Origin of the sequence: Psychrobacter sp. LFX-11D (genome assembly GCF_904846475.1) — a bacterium.
GTDB lineage: Bacteria > Pseudomonadota > Gammaproteobacteria > Pseudomonadales > Moraxellaceae > Psychrobacter > Psychrobacter cryohalolentis.
In genome coordinates, this window is sequence record NZ_CAJHAV010000012.1 from 13,147 (window position 1) to 30,926 (window position 17,780).

17 protein-coding genes are annotated in these 17,780 nt (G+C 42.4%); 14 read left to right on the top strand and 3 right to left on the bottom strand.

The annotated features are described in order from the left end of the window. Window positions 1-19: 19 nt before the first annotated feature. Window positions 20-1,423, bottom strand: a complete 1,404-nt coding sequence (gene dnaB / locus JMX75_RS09590; protein ID WP_011513790.1) for a replicative DNA helicase — start codon at window positions 1,421-1,423, stop codon at window positions 20-22. Between the two features lie 323 nt (window positions 1,424-1,746). On the opposite strand from dnaB, the gene pdxA reads away from it, so the two are divergent. Continuing rightward, the gene (gene pdxA / locus JMX75_RS09595) at window positions 1,747-2,856 is read left to right on the top strand and encodes a 4-hydroxythreonine-4-phosphate dehydrogenase PdxA (RefSeq protein ID WP_201532151.1); all 1,110 of its coding nucleotides are present in this window, start codon (window positions 1,747-1,749) and stop codon (window positions 2,854-2,856) included. Between the two features lie 184 nt (window positions 2,857-3,040). On the opposite strand, the gene JMX75_RS09600 is transcribed toward pdxA, so the two are convergent. Beyond that, window positions 3,041-3,334: a hypothetical protein gene (locus tag JMX75_RS09600; protein ID WP_149409650.1), complete on the bottom strand. Its 294-nt coding sequence runs from the start codon at window positions 3,332-3,334 to the stop codon at window positions 3,041-3,043. 522 nt (window positions 3,335-3,856) lie between these two features. Here JMX75_RS09600 and rsmA point away from each other — a divergent pair. Both rsmA and JMX75_RS09610 read left to right on the top strand, forming a co-directional pair. Continuing rightward, window positions 3,857-4,720 carry a 16S rRNA (adenine(1518)-N(6)/adenine(1519)-N(6))-dimethyltransferase RsmA gene (rsmA, locus tag JMX75_RS09605; RefSeq protein WP_201532152.1) on the top strand — a complete coding sequence of 288 codons (864 nt, stop codon included), beginning with the start codon at window positions 3,857-3,859 and terminating at the stop codon, window positions 4,718-4,720. A gap of 80 nt (window positions 4,721-4,800) precedes the next feature. Beyond that, the gene (locus JMX75_RS09610; RefSeq protein WP_149409461.1) at window positions 4,801-5,643 is read left to right on the top strand and encodes a symmetrical bis(5'-nucleosyl)-tetraphosphatase; all 843 of its coding nucleotides are present in this window, start codon (window positions 4,801-4,803) and stop codon (window positions 5,641-5,643) included. 45 nt (window positions 5,644-5,688) lie between these two features. Here JMX75_RS09610 and JMX75_RS09615 read toward each other — a convergent pair whose 3' ends face one another. Continuing rightward, window positions 5,689-8,169, bottom strand: coding sequence for a site-specific recombinase (locus JMX75_RS09615; RefSeq protein WP_201532153.1), 2,481 nt, complete (start codon window positions 8,167-8,169; stop codon window positions 5,689-5,691). Window positions 8,170-8,643: 474 nt separating this feature from the next. On the opposite strand from JMX75_RS09615, the gene JMX75_RS09620 reads away from it, so the two are divergent. From JMX75_RS09620 to JMX75_RS09670, 11 genes are all read left to right on the top strand, one after another. Then, window positions 8,644-9,969: a tyrosine-type recombinase/integrase gene (locus JMX75_RS09620; RefSeq protein ID WP_201532154.1), complete on the top strand. Its 1,326-nt coding sequence runs from the start codon at window positions 8,644-8,646 to the stop codon at window positions 9,967-9,969. Between the two features lie 179 nt (window positions 9,970-10,148). Continuing rightward, window positions 10,149-11,441 (top strand): coiled-coil domain-containing protein, encoded by a 1,293-nt coding sequence (locus tag JMX75_RS09625; protein WP_201532155.1) that lies wholly within the window; start codon window positions 10,149-10,151, stop codon window positions 11,439-11,441. A 90-nt stretch (window positions 11,442-11,531) separates the two neighbouring features. Beyond that, window positions 11,532-11,951: an antiterminator Q family protein gene (locus tag JMX75_RS09630; RefSeq protein ID WP_201532156.1), complete on the top strand. Its 420-nt coding sequence runs from the start codon at window positions 11,532-11,534 to the stop codon at window positions 11,949-11,951. 187 nt (window positions 11,952-12,138) lie between these two features. After that, complete coding sequence (locus JMX75_RS09635; RefSeq protein ID WP_201532157.1) at window positions 12,139-12,372, top strand: helix-turn-helix transcriptional regulator; 234 nt, start codon at window positions 12,139-12,141, stop codon at window positions 12,370-12,372. A 3-nt stretch (window positions 12,373-12,375) separates the two neighbouring features. Continuing rightward, on the top strand, window positions 12,376-12,612 hold the full coding sequence (locus JMX75_RS09640) for a helix-turn-helix domain-containing protein (RefSeq protein ID WP_201532158.1): 237 nt from the start codon (window positions 12,376-12,378) through the stop codon (window positions 12,610-12,612). Further along, the gene (locus JMX75_RS09645) at window positions 12,599-12,874 is read left to right on the top strand and encodes a hypothetical protein (protein WP_201532159.1); all 276 of its coding nucleotides are present in this window, start codon (window positions 12,599-12,601) and stop codon (window positions 12,872-12,874) included. Before JMX75_RS09640 ends, JMX75_RS09645 begins: the two co-directional genes overlap by 14 nt. Beyond that, complete coding sequence (locus JMX75_RS09650) at window positions 12,867-13,148, top strand: hypothetical protein (protein ID WP_201532160.1); 282 nt, start codon at window positions 12,867-12,869, stop codon at window positions 13,146-13,148. The genes JMX75_RS09645 and JMX75_RS09650 overlap by 8 nt, the downstream gene beginning before the upstream one ends. Further along, complete coding sequence (locus tag JMX75_RS09655) at window positions 13,135-13,332, top strand: hypothetical protein (RefSeq protein WP_201532161.1); 198 nt, start codon at window positions 13,135-13,137, stop codon at window positions 13,330-13,332. The genes JMX75_RS09650 and JMX75_RS09655 overlap by 14 nt, the downstream gene beginning before the upstream one ends. Further along, complete coding sequence (locus JMX75_RS09660; protein ID WP_201532162.1) at window positions 13,325-13,657, top strand: hypothetical protein; 333 nt, start codon at window positions 13,325-13,327, stop codon at window positions 13,655-13,657. The genes JMX75_RS09655 and JMX75_RS09660 overlap by 8 nt, the downstream gene beginning before the upstream one ends. Further along, window positions 13,647-13,826, top strand: coding sequence for a hypothetical protein (locus tag JMX75_RS09665; protein WP_201532163.1), 180 nt, complete (start codon window positions 13,647-13,649; stop codon window positions 13,824-13,826). The genes JMX75_RS09660 and JMX75_RS09665 overlap by 11 nt, the downstream gene beginning before the upstream one ends. A gap of 109 nt (window positions 13,827-13,935) precedes the next feature. Continuing rightward, complete coding sequence (locus JMX75_RS09670; protein WP_201532164.1) at window positions 13,936-16,194, top strand: YfjI family protein; 2,259 nt, start codon at window positions 13,936-13,938, stop codon at window positions 16,192-16,194. The last annotated feature ends 1,586 nt before the right edge of the window (window positions 16,195-17,780 follow it).

Genomic DNA, 17,780 nt, shown 5'->3' on the forward strand with positions numbered 1-17,780 from the left:
TAATTATCTGTCAGTTTTATTATTCGTCGTTCTCAAAACTGACATTTTGATAGTATTCTGGCGTCAAATTGATAAAGCGGGTAAATTGTCCTTCAAAACCCAAACGTATGGTGCCGATAGGGCCGTTACGCTGCTTACCAATAATGATTTCAGCCACACCTTTGTGATCTGAGTTTTCATTATAAACCTCATCACGATAGATGAACATAATCAAATCGGCATCCTGCTCAATCGCACCAGATTCACGCAGATCCGACATAATAGGACGTTTGTTAGGACGATTTTCTAGACTACGGTTAAGCTGCGACAAGGCGATAACTGGACATTCAAGCTCACGTGCTAGTGCTTTTAAACTTCGAGAAATCTCAGAGATTTCCCCAACACGGTTGCCATCTAGGCCGGGTACCTTCATTAATTGTAGATAATCGACAATGATAGCGCCAAGCTTGCCATCATGATTTTTGGCAATACGGCGGCAGCGTGAACGCAGCTCAGACGGTGGCAGGGCGGTACTGTCATCAATATATAGATGCTTTGACTGCAAATGCTGAATGGCGTTCATCATTTTTGCCCATTCATCTTCATTCATTTGACCTGACCGCAGATGTGTTTGGTTGATTGCGCCCCAAGATGATAGCAAACGCATCACGATAGATTCTGCGGGCATCTCCATCGAAAATACCACTACAGGCAAATCTTCATTAAATAAAATCCCTTCTGCTAAGTTCATCGCAAAGGTGGTTTTACCCATTGATGGACGCGCAGCCACAATGACTAAATCGCCTGCTTGCAAGCCTTGGGTTTTATTATTGAGCTCAACAAATGGGGTTTGTAGTCCAATCATGCCATCTGGATTTGATTTGAGCTCTTGGATTTTATCAATAACATTGGTCAATACGGCAGTAATACCGACAGGTCCACGCTGCTCTGCACGTTTATTATGCTGCTCATTGATGCTAAATATCTTCGCTTCTACGTTATCCAAAATATCGCTGACGGTTTGGTCTTTGGGATTATAGGCTAGGGTCAACATATCATTGCCGGTAGTAATCAGCTGACGTAGTGTAGATAGCTCGCGTACACGCTGGGCGTAAGCCGTCAGGTTAAACAAAGTTGCTGGACTTTGGCTCAAGATATCCGCCAAATAGCTGTCGCCGCCTGCGCTTTTTAGCAGCTTTTGTGCCTCTAACCAATCATGTACCATAACCGTGTCATAAGGCTCATTGACTGCAGCTAAATGCGCAATAGCATCAAAAATATACTGATGTCGCCCAGCATAAAAATCGTCTTTGGTAACGATATCTGCAATCTTATCGTATGCCTCTTCGATACTCATCAAAGACGCCAGCAGCGCCTTTTCAATATCGATATTGTGCGGTGGTGTTTGATTGAGTAAGTCGTCGGTTTTTTCAGTATCTGCCATGAGTGCCTAATATTTCAAAAGTCGGTATAGATGGGTATTGTTGTAAGTATTTATTTTAGTAATGATACAGCAAAGCAAGCGCAATGCATTTCGATGAGAGAAGTACCAAAACGTCATCTCACGCGTGCCAGTAAATGCTACAATCAAAAGCGAAAGTTTAACACATTATGTGATTTTTTCAGCCCAGATAAGTAATTATCTATAAAAATGCCTGCTTCTATGAAATGAAGTTCATGGCATATAACACAGCTTCAAATACGCTCATTTATCATAAAAAATACAATAGAATCAGCTTCTTAATATAATAATAGGATGTTAGTGCTATGCAAGAAAAATTGCCATTATTAATCACGACTGGTGAACCTGCGGGTATTGGTATGGATATCGTACTGCTGCTAGCGGCTGAGGGTAAGTTACAGGATTTTGATCGTCCAGTTTGGGTCACAGCAGATAGCACGGCAATGCAAAAACGTGCCGATGAGCTCATTGCTGCGGGCATACTAAAAAGCTGCCCACCTTGGAAAACGATTAATACAAATGAGGCAATTATAGAAGACGATGATTTTTTAAATCAAATGTCACAGCAGAGTATTAACAGTGGCGCTATTAATAATGATAATGCTTTTATCTTATTAAATATTCCCTGTGCTGCGCCCGTCGCTTGTGGGAAAATTGATATCAATAACTCCGCAATGGTGGTTACGCAGTTGGAAATAGCGCATAAACTGGCAGCCAACAAAACAGTCGCCGCTATCGTCACCGGACCACTACAAAAATCTGCATTGATAGAGGCTGATATTAAACTGTTAGATGGCACGATGTTTAGTGGGCATACGGAATTTTTTATGCAGCAAAGTGGCTGTGATAAAGTCGTCATGATGCTTGCTAATGAAGCCATGAAAGTGGCACTTGTTACAACGCACTTGGCGTTAAAAGATATTCCTGCAGCCATCACTGCCGATAATGTACGCCAAACAGTACAAATTGTTATCGATGATATGTGTGAGAAATTTGGCTTGACGCAACCGCGTATCTTAGTTTGTGGTCTAAATCCACATGCGGGCGAGGGCGGGCATTTGGGCATTGAGGAGATTGAGATTATCAATCCAGTGCTGCAAGAATTTATCAATATTGGAATAGATATATCAGAGGCGATGCCAGCGGATACTTTATTCACGCCGAGACATTTAGCCAACTGCGATGCAGTGATTGCCATGTATCACGACCAAGGGTTGCCTGTACTCAAGTCACATGGTTTTGGCGATACGGTCAATTTGACCTTGGGGCTGCCCTATATTCGTACTTCTGTCGATCACGGTACTGCGCTTGATTTAGCAGGACGCGGCGGTGCCAGTGCCACAAGTCTATATCAGGCACTTCTCATGGCAAATGAAATGGCCGATAAATCGCTCATAAATAGACCTCTTGAATAAGTCGATGCCTTAGCGAGGTTTATCACGCAATATTGGGCAACTTTTGCATCAACCATGCCTATTTATGAATCATCAAACACTCCCTAATATAAGTGGTTCCATTATACCAGTCTGTTTTAAGTGGTCTGTTAATAGGCTTGAAGGGTGAAATATCTGGTTCCCTTGGGGTATACCCTAACAGAACCTATTGAAATAATTCATCTAATTTTACGACAGCATCATCATATTCTTTGCCTGGATCCAGAAATGCTGTTTTAAATGAATAGTAATCTGCCAAAAACTCCAATGAGCATCCGCCTAAAGATTTTGCTTTTTCCATAAGCTTCATTCTAGAATCAAAAGGTATATACCATAAGTCATCTTCTAATAAGCACTTAACTAACATATCAACATCGAAGCATTCTTCTATTGCTTTATCAAATTTACTAAAAACATCTCTCCATGTCTCCACATCTGCATCTACTTTTGCTTCAGACATTTCCCTAATTTGTGTACTGATTCTACAGATATTCACTTATACCTCTACTTAAGTTCCAGAAAACAAATATCCAAATATATCTATAATATAGCTTAAAACACCCTAAACATAAGCTACGATAGAGAGATTGCAGAAGCTAACTTACTAGCTTTTAATCAATGACCTCATAGGCATTAAGATTATATCTAAAATCTCCTGTTCGAAGCCTGTATAGCGTACCGATCACGAACAGAATATATATGACAAGTACACCATGAAGTACACTGTGATTATCTCAACAAGTTAAAACTTTGATATCATTAGCCTACAGCCGTAGATTCGAGTCCTCACTAGGGAACCGTATTATATCAAATGGTTTAGAACAAAAAGCTACTGTGTTGGTTGCGCCAAGGTATGGGTAGTTTATAGATCAAATATCTCAAAAACACAGTCAAATAATAAGCTGTGATATAATTCATCCCAATAAAACACTCATTTTATCGTCATTGCTCACTTTTACCTCTTACTCATTAAGACTATTCTATGTCAAAAACTACATTTGATGCTCAATCTATTACCAACAGCCTACGTGCTGCCAAACACCAACCGCGTAAACGCTTTGGTCAAAACTTCTTACATGACCGTAGTGTTATCCGTGAGATTGTTGAGAGCATTCGCTTAGAGCGTGATGACAATTTGATTGAGATTGGGCCAGGGATGGGCGCATTGACTGAGCCGCTATTGGCCGAAGTGAATGCGATGACTGTAGTCGAGTTGGATCGTGATTTGGCAGATAGCTTGCGTATCCGTATCGGGGCTAATAGTCATCCAAATTTTGAGATTATCAAAAACAATGCCATGCATGTGGATTATCGGGAGCTTTATAGCGATGAGCGCGGCAAATTACGCGTGGTAGGTAATCTACCGTATAACATCTCAACGCCCATACTCTTTCACTTACTCAGCTATGCCGATGTGATTGAAGACATGCACTTTATGCTGCAAAAAGAAGTGGTTGAACGTATCACCGCTGACGTCGGTAGCAAAACCTATGGTCGCCTATCGGTCATTATGCAGTATCACTGCCATACGGATTATTTGCTCACCGTACCACGCGGTGCTTTTAATCCGCCGCCAAAAGTGACCAGTGCCGTATTTCGTCTGACGCCGCACATTATTAAGCCAGTCGTGGCAGAAGATGAAGAGTATTTCGCATTGGTGGTGCGCGAAACCTTTAATCATCGCCGTAAAACGTTGCGCGCTATATTCAAAAAATCAACTTTATTGCCGACGTTGAGCGAAGACGATTTTGCAGCTTGCGCCATTGATCCACAAGCCCGTCCTGAAACCTTAAGCGTGAAAGATTTTGTCAATTTGAGCAATCAAGCGCGTAAAGTAGAAGGCTGATTTATCAGTGTTATTCATACCGCAGATATCATTGATTGCTAAGTAGTATCTACAATATCCACAAGAAAGATTGAGAGCTTATGAGTTATCGTCATCAGTATGTCATCGGTGATTTGCAAGGCTGCTATGCTGCGTATCTTCAGCTACTTGAAACGTTGGATTTTGATCCTGAGCAAGATAAATTATGGTTTGCCGGCGACTTAGTGGCACGCGGCGAGGACTCTTTAAATACCTTGCGTCATGTCAAAGATTTGTGTGAGCAAGGGGCAGCCGCGACTGTACTTGGCAATCATGATATCAATTTGCTAGCCGTATGGCGTGGGGCGACGAAAATTAAGAAAAAAGATAAGACAGCACCGATTTTTGCAGCCGATGATTGTGATGAATTGCTAGAGTGGCTACGTCATCAGCCATTATTGGTGTATCCTGATAAGCATACGGTGCTGGTGCATGCGGGTATTCCGCCGCATTGGAGTATTGAAGACGCCGAAAAATATGCACATCAGTTAGAGTCGCAGTTGCGCAGTCATTTAAAACAGCTTGATAGATTGTTGCCAAACCTCTATAGCAAGACGGCAGATAATTGGCATGCAGACATTCATGGATTTACGAAAATGCGAGCGATTGCCAATTATTTTACTCGCATGCGCTTATGTCAGCAGGATGGGCTGCTTGAATTTAGCTTTACCTCAGGGCTAGATGAGCGCATGCCAGAGGATTTTTTGCCTTGGTTTGAATGGCAAGTGCCGCGCACGCGTAAGGTGTTATTTGGGCATTGGGCCGCACTCAAAGGTGAGATTGATCTGCCTTATGCTCGTGCACTAGATGGTGGCTGTGTTTGGGGCAATCATTTGCTAGCTTATCGCTTAAGTGATGGCAAGACCATCACGTCAAGTGCGCAGTGCTTGCCGATATCTTCTTAATTTTTTAGTGATTCCAAAAACCAAAAAAGCCATCAAATTAACCCATTAACTGGGTAGATTTGGTGGCTTTTTTGGTTTAGGTAGTGGCGTTTTGGCGTCGCCTGCAACTTTGCTATCAGCAGTGCTGTCTTGACTAATCGCATCAGATACCGTCTGATTATTCTCATCAAACGCAGCATGCGTTTTATCATATTGAATATCCTGACTATAAGGGACGCTGCTAAGTGCTTCCTCTGTCAGACCATCATCAAGCTCAATGGTTTTATTCATGGCTGACTTATTGACGGTAATATGAGCTTCGCGGTTGTTTAGTTCAGGACTCAGCTGATGTTCTGCTGATGGATTAGTATAATGTATATCAGTGACCGCCTGCTGTCCTTCTGTCTTCTTCTGCAAGGCTTTTGGGAGCACTTTGACATCAGATAAGCGCCTTACTACATAGTTTTTGGGAAGTGGCTGATTGCTATTTTGTGATGCGGTATCATCGAAAATCATCTGACCTTGGCTATCAATACGTGCATACTTCATCGGTTTGTCGCGTGGCCAAAAAAAGTCAGAAGGATGCGTCATTAAGTGGCTGAAGAGTTGCTTAGTTAAGCGACTCCAATCAACGAATTTCACCTCTTTTGAGCGTAAAGCGACAAGAAGTGCCAGTGAGAAACTGACGATCAAGTTGACCATACCGATAAGTAAGACGCCAAAGACAGAAAGCAGCACCACTTGCCACTCTAGCTGATTGGACGACATATTAAATAAGCCATGAGCCAAGTTCGCTGAAGCAAAGGCAATATGGCGAATATCAATTGGTAAGCCAAATAAGAAACCAATCGTTGCAGTACTTCCTAGGAAAACCCCAAAGATAAAGTTGCCCATGATGGCACCAAGATTGGCTTCTATAAAGCCGCCTAAACGTTGTAGCCATGCTTTGGGTAATAAATACTGTAATAGCTTATGACGCTGAATACGGGCGCCTATCTGGTTGTAGACCGCCAAATTATCATAATAGCCAGCAATCAGACCTGATAAGAATAAATACACCCCAGCAATAGCAGCATGTGGCAAAGCTAGTGAGCGAAAAGGGTCGAGATCATGAAGTAGGTGAGCCGCCTTATCGGTATCAATCATCGGCGCGCCAGTATATTGCAACCAAGCAAAAGAGATGATCAAGGCGACTGGTATAGCCATCATAATATTACCCATGATGGCAATGAACTGGGTGCGTAAAATATCGACCACCAATTCAGACAGCTTATTTAACTGATGGGACTTTTTACCCGAGCTGTCTGATATGGTTGAGGCGATAGCTGCCGCTGTCATGGCAGGCTGTTTGGTAGCGACTGTACCATGGACGATATGGATGAAAACAAAGCCCAAACCATAAATCATACTATTGACAAAGGCGCGACCCATTGGTGCGAGAGCTAAGTGGTATGCCAATATCTTAGTCGTCGCCATAAAAGCAATGATAAAGCCACCGATAGAGGCTTTTTTAAACATCTTCTGATAACCAGATTTATCAGTACTAATATAATGTTCGCCAACGCGGCTGGCGTTTTCAGTGACTTTTCGCGATAGCAGCTTAGTATTATTGTCAATCAAATAGCCAATACTATAACGATGACTGGCAGTCGTAATCAGCGCTTGAATCAATTCAATTATTGCCCGATCGCGCTTATCGTAGTTGTTTGCTACCAGTTCAGTCAATATGCGCATGCGCTGTAAGCTTTGATCTAATCGTAGCATCATGTTGGTTAGGCGAATAGAGATACCGGTTTTGTAAATGCGCTTGCGTATGGTGGCAACGATGTCTTCGCATTGCTCAATCATGACCAATAGAGGCGCTGGATCCACGGCTTTTTCGGGAATGATATCAGTTAAGGTGTCGAGCTCATGTGCTTCTCGGTACTGATTGACGTACAAGACTGCTTCTTGATTTTGTGCCACAAACGACGCTGAATAATTCAGCATTTGCGGGTAAGATTCCATCAAGTCTGGATGCAAGCCAATACCGCTGATACGATACGATAAAATGATAATCGCGTTCAAAATACTGTTTTTTGCCGTCGCGACTAAGTTTAGATGCTGCTCATGGACTTTGAGCAGCCCGACCAGCTCATCCCATTTTTCTTTTTCAATATGGGCAAGCCAGCGCTCATCAGAGCGTTTATCAAATAAATAACCAACCAATTCTACGACAGAATCTTCTTGTGGCAGTAGTGGCAAAAAACGATGACCAATCAAACGGCGCAAACTGTAAAAGAAACCCTGATCTGACATAATGCCAGTATCGGTATAAAGAGCGATCTGGCGGTATTCGATAATAAGTTTTAAGACGAAACTCGACAGCCCATCGCCATATTCTGGATGCTGACGTAAAACCTCAATAAGATTTTGAATATTCTGATTGGCTAAAGTAGGCTCTTTATCACTTACTCGTAGCTCATCGATTAAGCGCTTAAGTACCGCGGGATCTGGTACATCACTTAAGGCAGTAATCTGTTGTAAAATGTGTTTTATCTCTGACACATCGTATCCCTTATGGTAGTTATTTCAATCATCGTTATTATGTAGTATGTGAAATAAGACATCTTCTTCTTTTAGTGACTGGCTGTAATTATCACTGTTGCGATACATATCTTTATTAATTTACCGCTTGTTAATGTACTGCGCCCTCATTTATAAGTTTTAGTATATTTTTATTAAGTTTAAGGCATTTGGTTTTGCGTTATTTTAATCGTAACGGCTCATCAATAGTCAACTATTTTGTTAGCAGGTATTTTGATGACTATTGTGTCAATTTTATGAAGATATTTTTGGCAAAAAAAGGGACAGTAGCGTGAGTGTGTTTTTTGATAATGCCTGATATAACCTGATAGCCATAAAGCCTTTATTATACATAGCTTTGGTGCTAATATGTCATCTGTGATAACGTTAGAACTAATGTGAAAACGGCTACCAAATGGCTACCAAAGTGGCTACCAAAACACAGGTAATAAGACGATGGCTAAAATAGACTTAACAACCGACACGCAAATTAAGAAAGCAATCAAAGACACTATCAAGACAGCTAAAACGATTAGCTATCCTATAGCTGGCTACAAAGGCTTAGAGATACGTATTAGACCACAAAAAGATAGTCAAGACGTTACAGCCGACTTTAGACACCGTTATACGCACCCTGTCACTGGCAAACGTCCCTATATGACGTTAGGACAATATCCAGCGTTAAGCCTTGCCGCAGCCCGTCAATACCACAGCGACAATATGCAACTGTTAGCTAAAGATATAGACCCAATAGAGCATAGGGACAGCTTAAAGCAAAAAGACATAACAGACCGTCAAAATACTTTAAATTACTTTATTAATGAATGGCTGGAAATACAAAACAGCAAGAGCTTATCGCACTCGACTATCAAGAGCAATAAAATAATTATTAAGGTTATTCAGCAAAAGTTAGGACATATGAAAGTTACGGACATTAGCCCTAGCATTGTTATTAAGTTTATCAAGGACATACAGAAAAAACACCCGTACAAAGGCTTAACGGTAAAAACCATATTAAAGAGCATTCTACAAATTGCCAAAGCTCATATGGTCATTGAGTACAATCCAGCCAGCGACTTAGGCGGAACACTCATTAAGCATAAAGTAAAGCACCGCCCATCATTAACACAGCCTAAAGAGTTTGCCGAACTGCTAAAAGATATTGACCAGCTAGACGATACAAGCCAACTTTATAACAAAAGTATATTACAGCTACTAGCACTTACGTTTGTTCGCATTGGTGATGTTTGCGCTATGAGATGGGCAGACATTGACCTAAACGCCAAGCAATGGATATTAGAGCCACAGAAAGGGCAGGGACGGGGCGATATGGTGGACAGTGTAGTGATACCACTAGCACCGCAAGCCATAGCCATATTAGAGAAAATAAAGCCATTAACGGGCGATTATGATTATGTATTCTATAACTCTAGACGTAAAAAAGCCCAGTATCATCATGTCCAAGAAATTAACAAGTTACTGAACAGTCCAGTTATGAATAACGGCAAAGGCTATAAAGACATTCACAGCCCCCACGGTTTTAGAGCAAGCGCAAAAACTATGCTGATGGAACGACTGGGCTATGATGAGCTGATAACCGAAATACAGTTAGGTCATGCAATGCTTAACAAGTACGGCAAAGCATATAGCCGTTTTGATTTTTCGGATAATAGAACTCACATGATGAACGACTGGGCGAACTACCTAGACAATATCAAGGCTGGCAAGTTTGATAATGTTATTCATGCTGATTTTAAGAATAAAAAAGAACAACAAGCCTAAAACAGCACTGCCATAACTGACAAAACCCCCATATTAGACAGTTTTAAACCAGTTTTGACGGCTCAAGGGCTGTCATTCCACTTGTGAGGCTAGGTAGTCATGAACCGAACGACAGCGATTTACACCCTTATGCTGTCAGCGCCTCACTCCTATTTTGTTTAAGGGTGTAGGGTGTAAACATGAGTGTTTTAATTAAAGAATATTTATCAATGCAAGAAACGATTGATTTTGTTTTTGAGCGAACAGGCGAAAAAATAGACCACTCAATACTTGAGGAACTGAGCAACGTTAATGAGCTTACACCAGTATTTTTATTTAGTGGTTACGTTGGTTGCCCCGTTGATGGTGTGACTGTTTACGAAAAGATGAAAGCATATTTTACGCATGATGATTTTTTCATGCACAAGACTAGAAATTATGAAACCTATTCAATGTATGGTGATTGTGACGCGCCAGAATGGATAGAAATACACACGCCATTAACTATCCAAAGAATTCTCAAGCAGCAAATGACAATACATAAGGTTTTTGATGAAGTCTTTTTGTTCACTCAAACGCCTACCCCAGAAATAGGAAAACTTGATGCTATTAAATTATCAACTATTAATTTTGATGAGGTGCGTTTTTCAAGAAATGAGCTGTCATTTTTGTTCCCTAATAAACGTAATGAAATAAATGATACGTTATCTCAATTAAATTATGAATATGAACTGGAACAAGCCGATGCCTGTGCTCAAGTTATTAAGGCTGATAGAGAAGTTAATCAACTAAAAGAAGCGCAGAACAAAATAGCCGAACTAGAACAACAGCTTTCAAAGTTTCAAGCCGCTGTGCCTGATGTTGTGACTATTCCCTTTGGAAAACGCATAGACTTAACTAATAAAAAATTGCCACCAGATGAGCGCCTTAAAGAGTCTTATCAAATTTATAGTAATGACTTTAGCTTTCATGAGGACACGCACCCCGTAAACACACCTGATGAAATGATAAAGCGTATTCAAGGACTACTTAATGTCATTAAGAAAAAAGATAATAAGATATTTAAGTTAGAGCAACAGACAAACACGCCAGCTAATGCACAAGCTGAAATTGATAAGCTCAAAGAGCAGTTGGATAAAGCAAATACCGAACTGGCAGCCGCTAAGACTACGACCACAGACCAGTCACTTGACTGGCAGAACATGAGTGAGCATATTTATCCGCCTGAACTACATTTAGCATTGATGATATGGCAGCGGATTTATGCAGATGGGGAGCTGAAAGAAAGCCACCCTCATATCACTTCACATGCTGGTAAATTTGAGCTGATAGCAAAAAGAATGAACCTTGACCCTACAAGAGAACTTGGCAAACGCATAGAAAAGATAACGAATGTTGCATACACAAAGAATGGACAGACATTGTTAGCCGTGCCATTACATGCCGTTAAAGAGTTGCACATGCCACCCTTAAAAGAAAAGACCACCCTATAGCACAATGCCCCTTTTTTTGGGGCTACCCCATTGCCTAGCCCCTATGAGCCGCCGCTACTATCTCAATACGCAATCATGAGGTATTGAGAAATGGCAATCAGTTTAGATTTAGAGGTGCAGAACTTGTTAGCGTCTTGGGGGTATTGGGCATTATCACACGGTAATGGACTAGGTTATAAAAGCCCTATGGCTATGTTAATGCGTGGGCATGTTGTGGAGAAAAGAAAGACACGCACAGCCGCCTACATTACCGATGATGAGGCGTTAAAAGTGGAAAGGCTCATAACTATTTTATGTGAGCATAAGCCCTTAGAGGGCAAAATCTTACTATTGAAATACGTTGAGCGCATGAGCGACAGTAGCATAGCAAAGCATTACTTAACGCCGCTTAAGTACGGCAAAGACAGTGACAAGCAAGTCAGCTCATACCAAGCAGCCAAGCACATAGCGAACGCTGAGGGATTTATAACAGGCTTGATATTGAATAAAAGCTACAAGCAGAACCAATAACAACATGAGCAGAACATAAGAGCCTTGCAGCAAATGCAGGGCTTTTTTATTGCCTAAAATATAAGGGTCACACCCTCACATCATGCCCTTTTCTTAAGGGCGCACCATTGCTACACCCCATACACTGCCTAGCATACTGATAACTCCAGACCACGCCAAACAATGGCAGATATACGGAGTTAAGAGCATGACCCAAGCAACAGATAACGTCCAGACACCCCCAGCAATCCACCCAGACGGGCAAATGCGTATCAAGCAAGCCGCCGCTTTAATTGGTGTAAGTCCTTTGACCTTGCGTAGATGGTGGCAAGCTGAACCGCCTAAGTTTATCAAGCCGTCAAACGTCAATGGCATCTTGCTATTTAAGAACAGCGACATTCTGGCATTTATTGATAGCCAACATGCTAACAGCGAGGCGTAAGCAATGACTAAAACAACTCAAAATCAAATCATCAAAGACCACTTGCTAACAGGGCAGCCAATAACGTCTTGGCAAGCAATCACTGAATATCGCATAACGCGCCTTGCTAAATGTATTCATGAGCTTAGGCAGTCAGGCATGAATATCCAAAGCAAAACGGTTAAGGAAAACGGCAAGCATTTTAGTCGTTATTGGGTAAACAAAGCAGACAGCAAAGGAGTGGCACATGCCCCAGTTTAATGATGTTTTAGAGCCGCGTTTGGTGGCAGTAGATAGTTATTACTTGTCTGTCCTTGATGAGCGCATACAAGACCTATCAAACGATGCTGAAAGCCTATCAATAGCACTTAGCGCAATCAAAACCGATGATGATACCAGCAAGGGCGTGATAGTCGCTGTAAGAGCCGCCCTACTCGCTAATAGTGAACTTGCAAGCATTGTCAGCGAGCAGATGAGTGGGCTTATCTTATTACCTGAAATCAAGGTGAATGACTATGAGTAATGACGACCTAGTAAACGAAGTCATAGACAGGTTAAAAGATGAGGGTTTTTTGATGATAACTGATGATTTTATCGACCAGCTAATCATTACCTTGCACGCCAATGTGACCGCTATTAATAGTCTGATAGAGATAGTAGAAGTAGAAAACCAACTACTAGCTTTACGCTGTGCAATACCAACAGGCAGCCGACAAGTGGACTCACTCAAAGGGCTATCGACACGCATAGCAGAAATCGCTTTCAACGTGGAGGACGTAAGAAATGACCAAAGATAACAGAACCAGTCTAAAAGCCGACCACGGGCAGCACAGTGGCAACCAGAAACCCAAGCGCGGCAAGTTTAGCGTTATCGGTTTTATATCAGTCATGGCTTGCTTGTTTTTGCTGCTATTGATTGCCTCATGCAAACCCGTCAACGTCCAAACACTCACAAAAATAAAGGTAACTAATTATGCATAACTTAAACAACACCGCCCACGCCAGCCAAGTTAAAACCATCAACATGACCGCCGCCGATGATAACGAAGTAATTTTAATGCCGTCTATCATGCTGTCCGATATTGCATGTGACATTAACGGCGCTGCTACTGTTTTGCATGACTTGGGGCAACTGCTACACCTTATCGCTACCCGTCAAATAGAACCCCATGCAGCCATAGCATTAGCGCGTCTGTCACAAGATGCCGCCGATACTTGGATTAATCTGCTTTATAGCCAACTGGACACTATCAACGAACCCTTAGCCCAAACTGGCTTCGGTAAGGTAGATGCTTGTGCCTACTGATAACGATAACCCTAAAACCTTTATGGACGCTCAACTTGCCTATGCAAAGTCAAAGCAGGGCAAGGAGCAAAAAAGAAAGGACACGCAAGGCAGCCGCTATTATCAAATCATGCAAGCAGCCAAACGCGCACAGGCTCAAGACGACATCGACAAGGAGGGCGAACAATGAGGCATTACCCACAGCCCAAACAAAGCCGCAAGTATGCAAAGCGCAAAAGCTACTACAAGAAGTATCGAGCCACACGCAAGCCTCAACAGGCGCAAGCAGGGGGTAAAAGATGACCACTACACAGCAAAAAGCCCATGCGACCAACACGGGCTTAATCACTGTTCTGGGCGACCACAACCCAGCGACAGAACAGACATTACAAGGCGACAAATTGCTAACAGATATTTATCACCTGTTAGAACCCAATAGCTTGTTAGATATTCAACATGACATCGCACCGACCACAGGCGAACATGGAGCAGTAAGGCAGCAAACTACAGGCACAGTAGGAGCAATATTACATAATAGAGTTATAGAGGCAATAAGTATTGTTTGCTTTACACCCAATGATAGCGGCTTGCCCTTTGTCACTGACACAAGCCAATCATGTGCGCTATTTCTTGGCACACCTCAAAGCGATTATGAGCTTGTCATAGTCGATAATTACAAAGACGGGGTAACGCTCGCTAAACACTTTGCACATGAGAAAATCATAGTAGCAGTGAGTCCAACGCCCTACCTGTTCCTTGATACGGTAAAGCACTTTGCACAAGATACCCAAGTAACGATATTGCCCAGCATTGAGCACAAGGACAAGGTTAAAAAGCAGTTTGCAGGGTGCAACGTCAAAGTAGTTCTTGCCCCGTGGGGTGTAATGGCTCATCTTGAATGCGGCAAAAGTTATGCTGAAATCTTATCGTTTGATGATACCCAGATAATCGACTTGGAGCTTGCAGACTGGCCAAAGCCAAAGCCAATCAATCACACCTTGCCACCAGTGACCAGCATAACCAAGAACATGCTACCTGAACCGCTTTACAACTATGCAATGAACAGCGCCGAACGGCTTAACGTACCACTTGAATTTGTAGCAGTGCCTTTGCTTGTGGCATTGGGCAGTGTCATAGGTACAAAGGTGGCTATCATGCCTAAGCGCCTTGATGACTGGGACATAGTGCCAAATCTGTGGGGTGCAATCATTGGGCAGCCCTCAAGTAAGAAAAGCCCGTCAATAACCGCCGCAATGAAACCGATTGATAATCTTGCGAGCCAAGCAAGGGCAGCTCATGAACTCGCTAAACAAGAACATGAAACGCAAAAGCTCATCAATGACAGCAAGGCAAAGGCAGACGATGACGCACTCAAGAAAATGGCAAAGCAGCTCGCTACCCAGACCGATGACACGGACGAGCCTATAACCAGTGAGGACTTGCACAAAAAGGCGGCGGCGATAGCTGAAAGCAAGGCTCAAGATAACAACGTGCCCATTCCACGCCGCCACATGGTAGGTAATATTACTATGGAAAAGCTGGGCGAAATTGAGAACCAAAACAATAACGGCGTTCTACAGTTTCGTGATGAGCTGTCAGGCTTTTTAGCCAGCCTTGATAAGGACAGCGAACAAGAACAAAGGGCGTTCTACCTGTCAGGCTTTAACGGTACAGGCAGCGAAATGGTGGACAGAATAGGGCGCGGCTCGCTATTCATTGAAAATCATTGTTTGTCTGTCATGGGTGGCTTGCAGCCTGATAAGCTCGAGATGTATTTAGAAAAGACCATGAAAGGAATGGGCAATGATGGACTCATGCAACGCTTTCAAATGATGGTTTACCCAGACCCAATGCCAAGAACTAAGGAGAACGACATAGCAGTCGATAAAGACAGCCGTAACGCCGCCTATGCCTTGTTTGAGTCGATGGACAACCTTTACACCGATAGCTTAGTCAGTTATGGGGCACATGAGCCTAACGAGTTCTACAAGCGCCCTTACTTTCGCTTTGATAGTAATGCTTATCCTGTGTTTATGGAGTGGTATAACAACCTACAAAACAAAGCTGATGAGGCAGAACACGGGGTAATCAGTGAGCACTTGCTCAAGTATGGCAGACTCATACCAGCGTTAGCCCTTATCTTTCATCTGGTGGACTGTGTGGAGATAGGCAGACGTTTAGGAGGCGTTAGCCTTGACGCACTACAAGCGGCGATTGCATGGGGCGATATGCTGGAGTCGCACATGCTTAGGGTGTATAGCTGCATTACTGATAATTCACACCTCAAAGCGTCTTTGCTGTCCAAGAAAATATTGGAAATGCTCAAGAAACCAAGTGACAAAACCGACAAAACCAACTGGGTAAGTCATGGCTTTACCGCTCGAAGTCTAAAGCGTAAAAGCTGGAAAGGTTTAACAGATGATGAGGCAGTCCAGACTGCGCTTGATGTGCTCATAGAATATGACTGGCTCAACTATAAGCAGGTGGAAAGCACGGGGCAAGGTGGCAGACCGACAGAGCGTTACTATATCAATCCAAACCTCAAAGCGTTTATTTAGTTTCGTCAGTTTTGGCAGTGCAATATCTGGGCGTTATTAATAAATAGCGTCTTTTTTGTGCCTGTTAGGGGGTTATGTCAGTTTTGGCAGTGCAAAGTTGGAGGCAATAGCAATAATTTAATGATTAATTGAGGCATGAGCGTCTTTTTATAGTGTAAAGATACCCTAAGGAAACCCTAAGGTTTTAGATAATCACCTGTTAACTATTGTTAAGGTTTTAAACTACTTCTACGATTTAGCATGTTGTCATTTGTTTACATTGCCAGCACTCAAAACCTGAGGTTACCCCTAGTTTTTTGATGCGAGCAGTTTTGCGCCTATCTCATGCAAAGGGTAATTTTCGGACATCGTAGAACCCAGCAAAACCCAATATCCAAAACCTAATAAAACCTAACATTCAAAATCAATTTGCAGACCGTCACAAAGTATAGTTTTGTATAGTCGAAAAGTGGAATTACTTTTACCATCTTTTACCGATTGCACAACCCCCAATGGGGTAAGTGCTACCGCAAAGCATGACCATCATTAGCCTACAGCGTTATAGCCTCACTAAAACAGCATAGAGCCGTCAAACAAAATAGATAGGCTCAAAACTGGGCGTATTAAACGTGGTTTAAGTTAACTATTCCGCTACGAACTGCCAAAAAGTGAATGAGCCGAAAACGGTTATCAGTCATAGGTTACAAGGCGGTTTTAGGGTTGAATTATAGGAGGGTTGTAGCGGATTATGGATAAATCCTATTTTGGTTATATCGCATATCAAAGGGTAGTTTCTTAACAAGTACGAGCATGAGAACAACGGCAAGATTACGGCTAGTTTTCGGACACGTTAGAACCTCACAAAACCTCACATTCATTTCATTACTGGCAGCACCTACCACCCCATGATTACCAAAAGGTTAGAACCGTATAAAACCGTACATTCAAAACCGATTAATACAGCCGCCGACTTGTCAAAACTTGTTATTCAAAACCTAATAAAACCGTACATTCAAAACCAAATCACACGCCGCCCAATGTTGACAAATGCTAACATTTTGCAAGGCAGCCCCTCATCATTGCTAGTATCACAAAGCTATGCATCATAAGGGGCTAGCTAGTTTCTGTACAAGTATCGCGCGCGTACGCGAGGCAAACACCAATTACAGGGTTTTTGAGCAATATAAAAAAGGAGTTTTCGGAGTCCATAAAGGGGTAGTTTTTCGGACTGCTTTAAAAGGACTTGGATAGTTTTTGGACATCTTAAGGGGGACTTTCTTGAGTCCATAAAAAGAGCCGTCAAAATAATACTTGGAGTCCATAAAAAGGGTTAATTTTCGGACATCTTAAGCAGGGGCTAAAAATGAATTGTTGGACACGTTAAGGGGTAGTTTATGGAACAGTACGCGCACGGGGCATATTTTGCCCATGCTGGATAGTTTCAAGACAAGTAACATGAGGCAGCATAAGGGACTTTTGCGACAGGTAACGAGGCAGACAAGTGGACATTGAGTTACTAACCAATGATATGAGCCTTAACACGTTATCTATACCGCCTCATTTAGCCGCTACAGCGTTTTAACCTTGATATGGTACAAAGTTAGCTA

What these genes read in the sequence shown, in the direction of transcription:
- dnaB (WP_011513790.1), bottom strand. Translation starts at nt 1,423, where the DNA reads ATGGCAGATACTGAAAAAACCGACGACTTACTCAATCAAACACCACCG.
- pdxA (WP_201532151.1), top strand. Translation starts at nt 1,747, where the DNA reads ATGCAAGAAAAATTGCCATTATTAATCACGACTGGTGAACCTGCGGGT.
- JMX75_RS09600 (WP_149409650.1), bottom strand. Translation starts at nt 3,334, where the DNA reads ATGTCTGAAGCAAAAGTAGATGCAGATGTGGAGACATGGAGAGATGTT.
- rsmA (WP_201532152.1), top strand. Translation starts at nt 3,857, where the DNA reads ATGTCAAAAACTACATTTGATGCTCAATCTATTACCAACAGCCTACGT.
- JMX75_RS09610 (WP_149409461.1), top strand. Translation starts at nt 4,801, where the DNA reads ATGAGTTATCGTCATCAGTATGTCATCGGTGATTTGCAAGGCTGCTAT.
- JMX75_RS09620 (WP_201532154.1), top strand. Translation starts at nt 8,644, where the DNA reads ATGGCTAAAATAGACTTAACAACCGACACGCAAATTAAGAAAGCAATC.
- JMX75_RS09625 (WP_201532155.1), top strand. Translation starts at nt 10,149, where the DNA reads ATGAGTGTTTTAATTAAAGAATATTTATCAATGCAAGAAACGATTGAT.
- JMX75_RS09630 (WP_201532156.1), top strand. Translation starts at nt 11,532, where the DNA reads ATGGCAATCAGTTTAGATTTAGAGGTGCAGAACTTGTTAGCGTCTTGG.
- JMX75_RS09635 (WP_201532157.1), top strand. Translation starts at nt 12,139, where the DNA reads ATGACCCAAGCAACAGATAACGTCCAGACACCCCCAGCAATCCACCCA.
- JMX75_RS09640 (WP_201532158.1), top strand. Translation starts at nt 12,376, where the DNA reads ATGACTAAAACAACTCAAAATCAAATCATCAAAGACCACTTGCTAACA.
- JMX75_RS09645 (WP_201532159.1), top strand. Translation starts at nt 12,599, where the DNA reads ATGCCCCAGTTTAATGATGTTTTAGAGCCGCGTTTGGTGGCAGTAGAT.
- JMX75_RS09650 (WP_201532160.1), top strand. Translation starts at nt 12,867, where the DNA reads ATGAGTAATGACGACCTAGTAAACGAAGTCATAGACAGGTTAAAAGAT.
- JMX75_RS09655 (WP_201532161.1), top strand. Translation starts at nt 13,135, where the DNA reads ATGACCAAAGATAACAGAACCAGTCTAAAAGCCGACCACGGGCAGCAC.
- JMX75_RS09660 (WP_201532162.1), top strand. Translation starts at nt 13,325, where the DNA reads ATGCATAACTTAAACAACACCGCCCACGCCAGCCAAGTTAAAACCATC.
- JMX75_RS09670 (WP_201532164.1), top strand. Translation starts at nt 13,936, where the DNA reads ATGACCACTACACAGCAAAAAGCCCATGCGACCAACACGGGCTTAATC.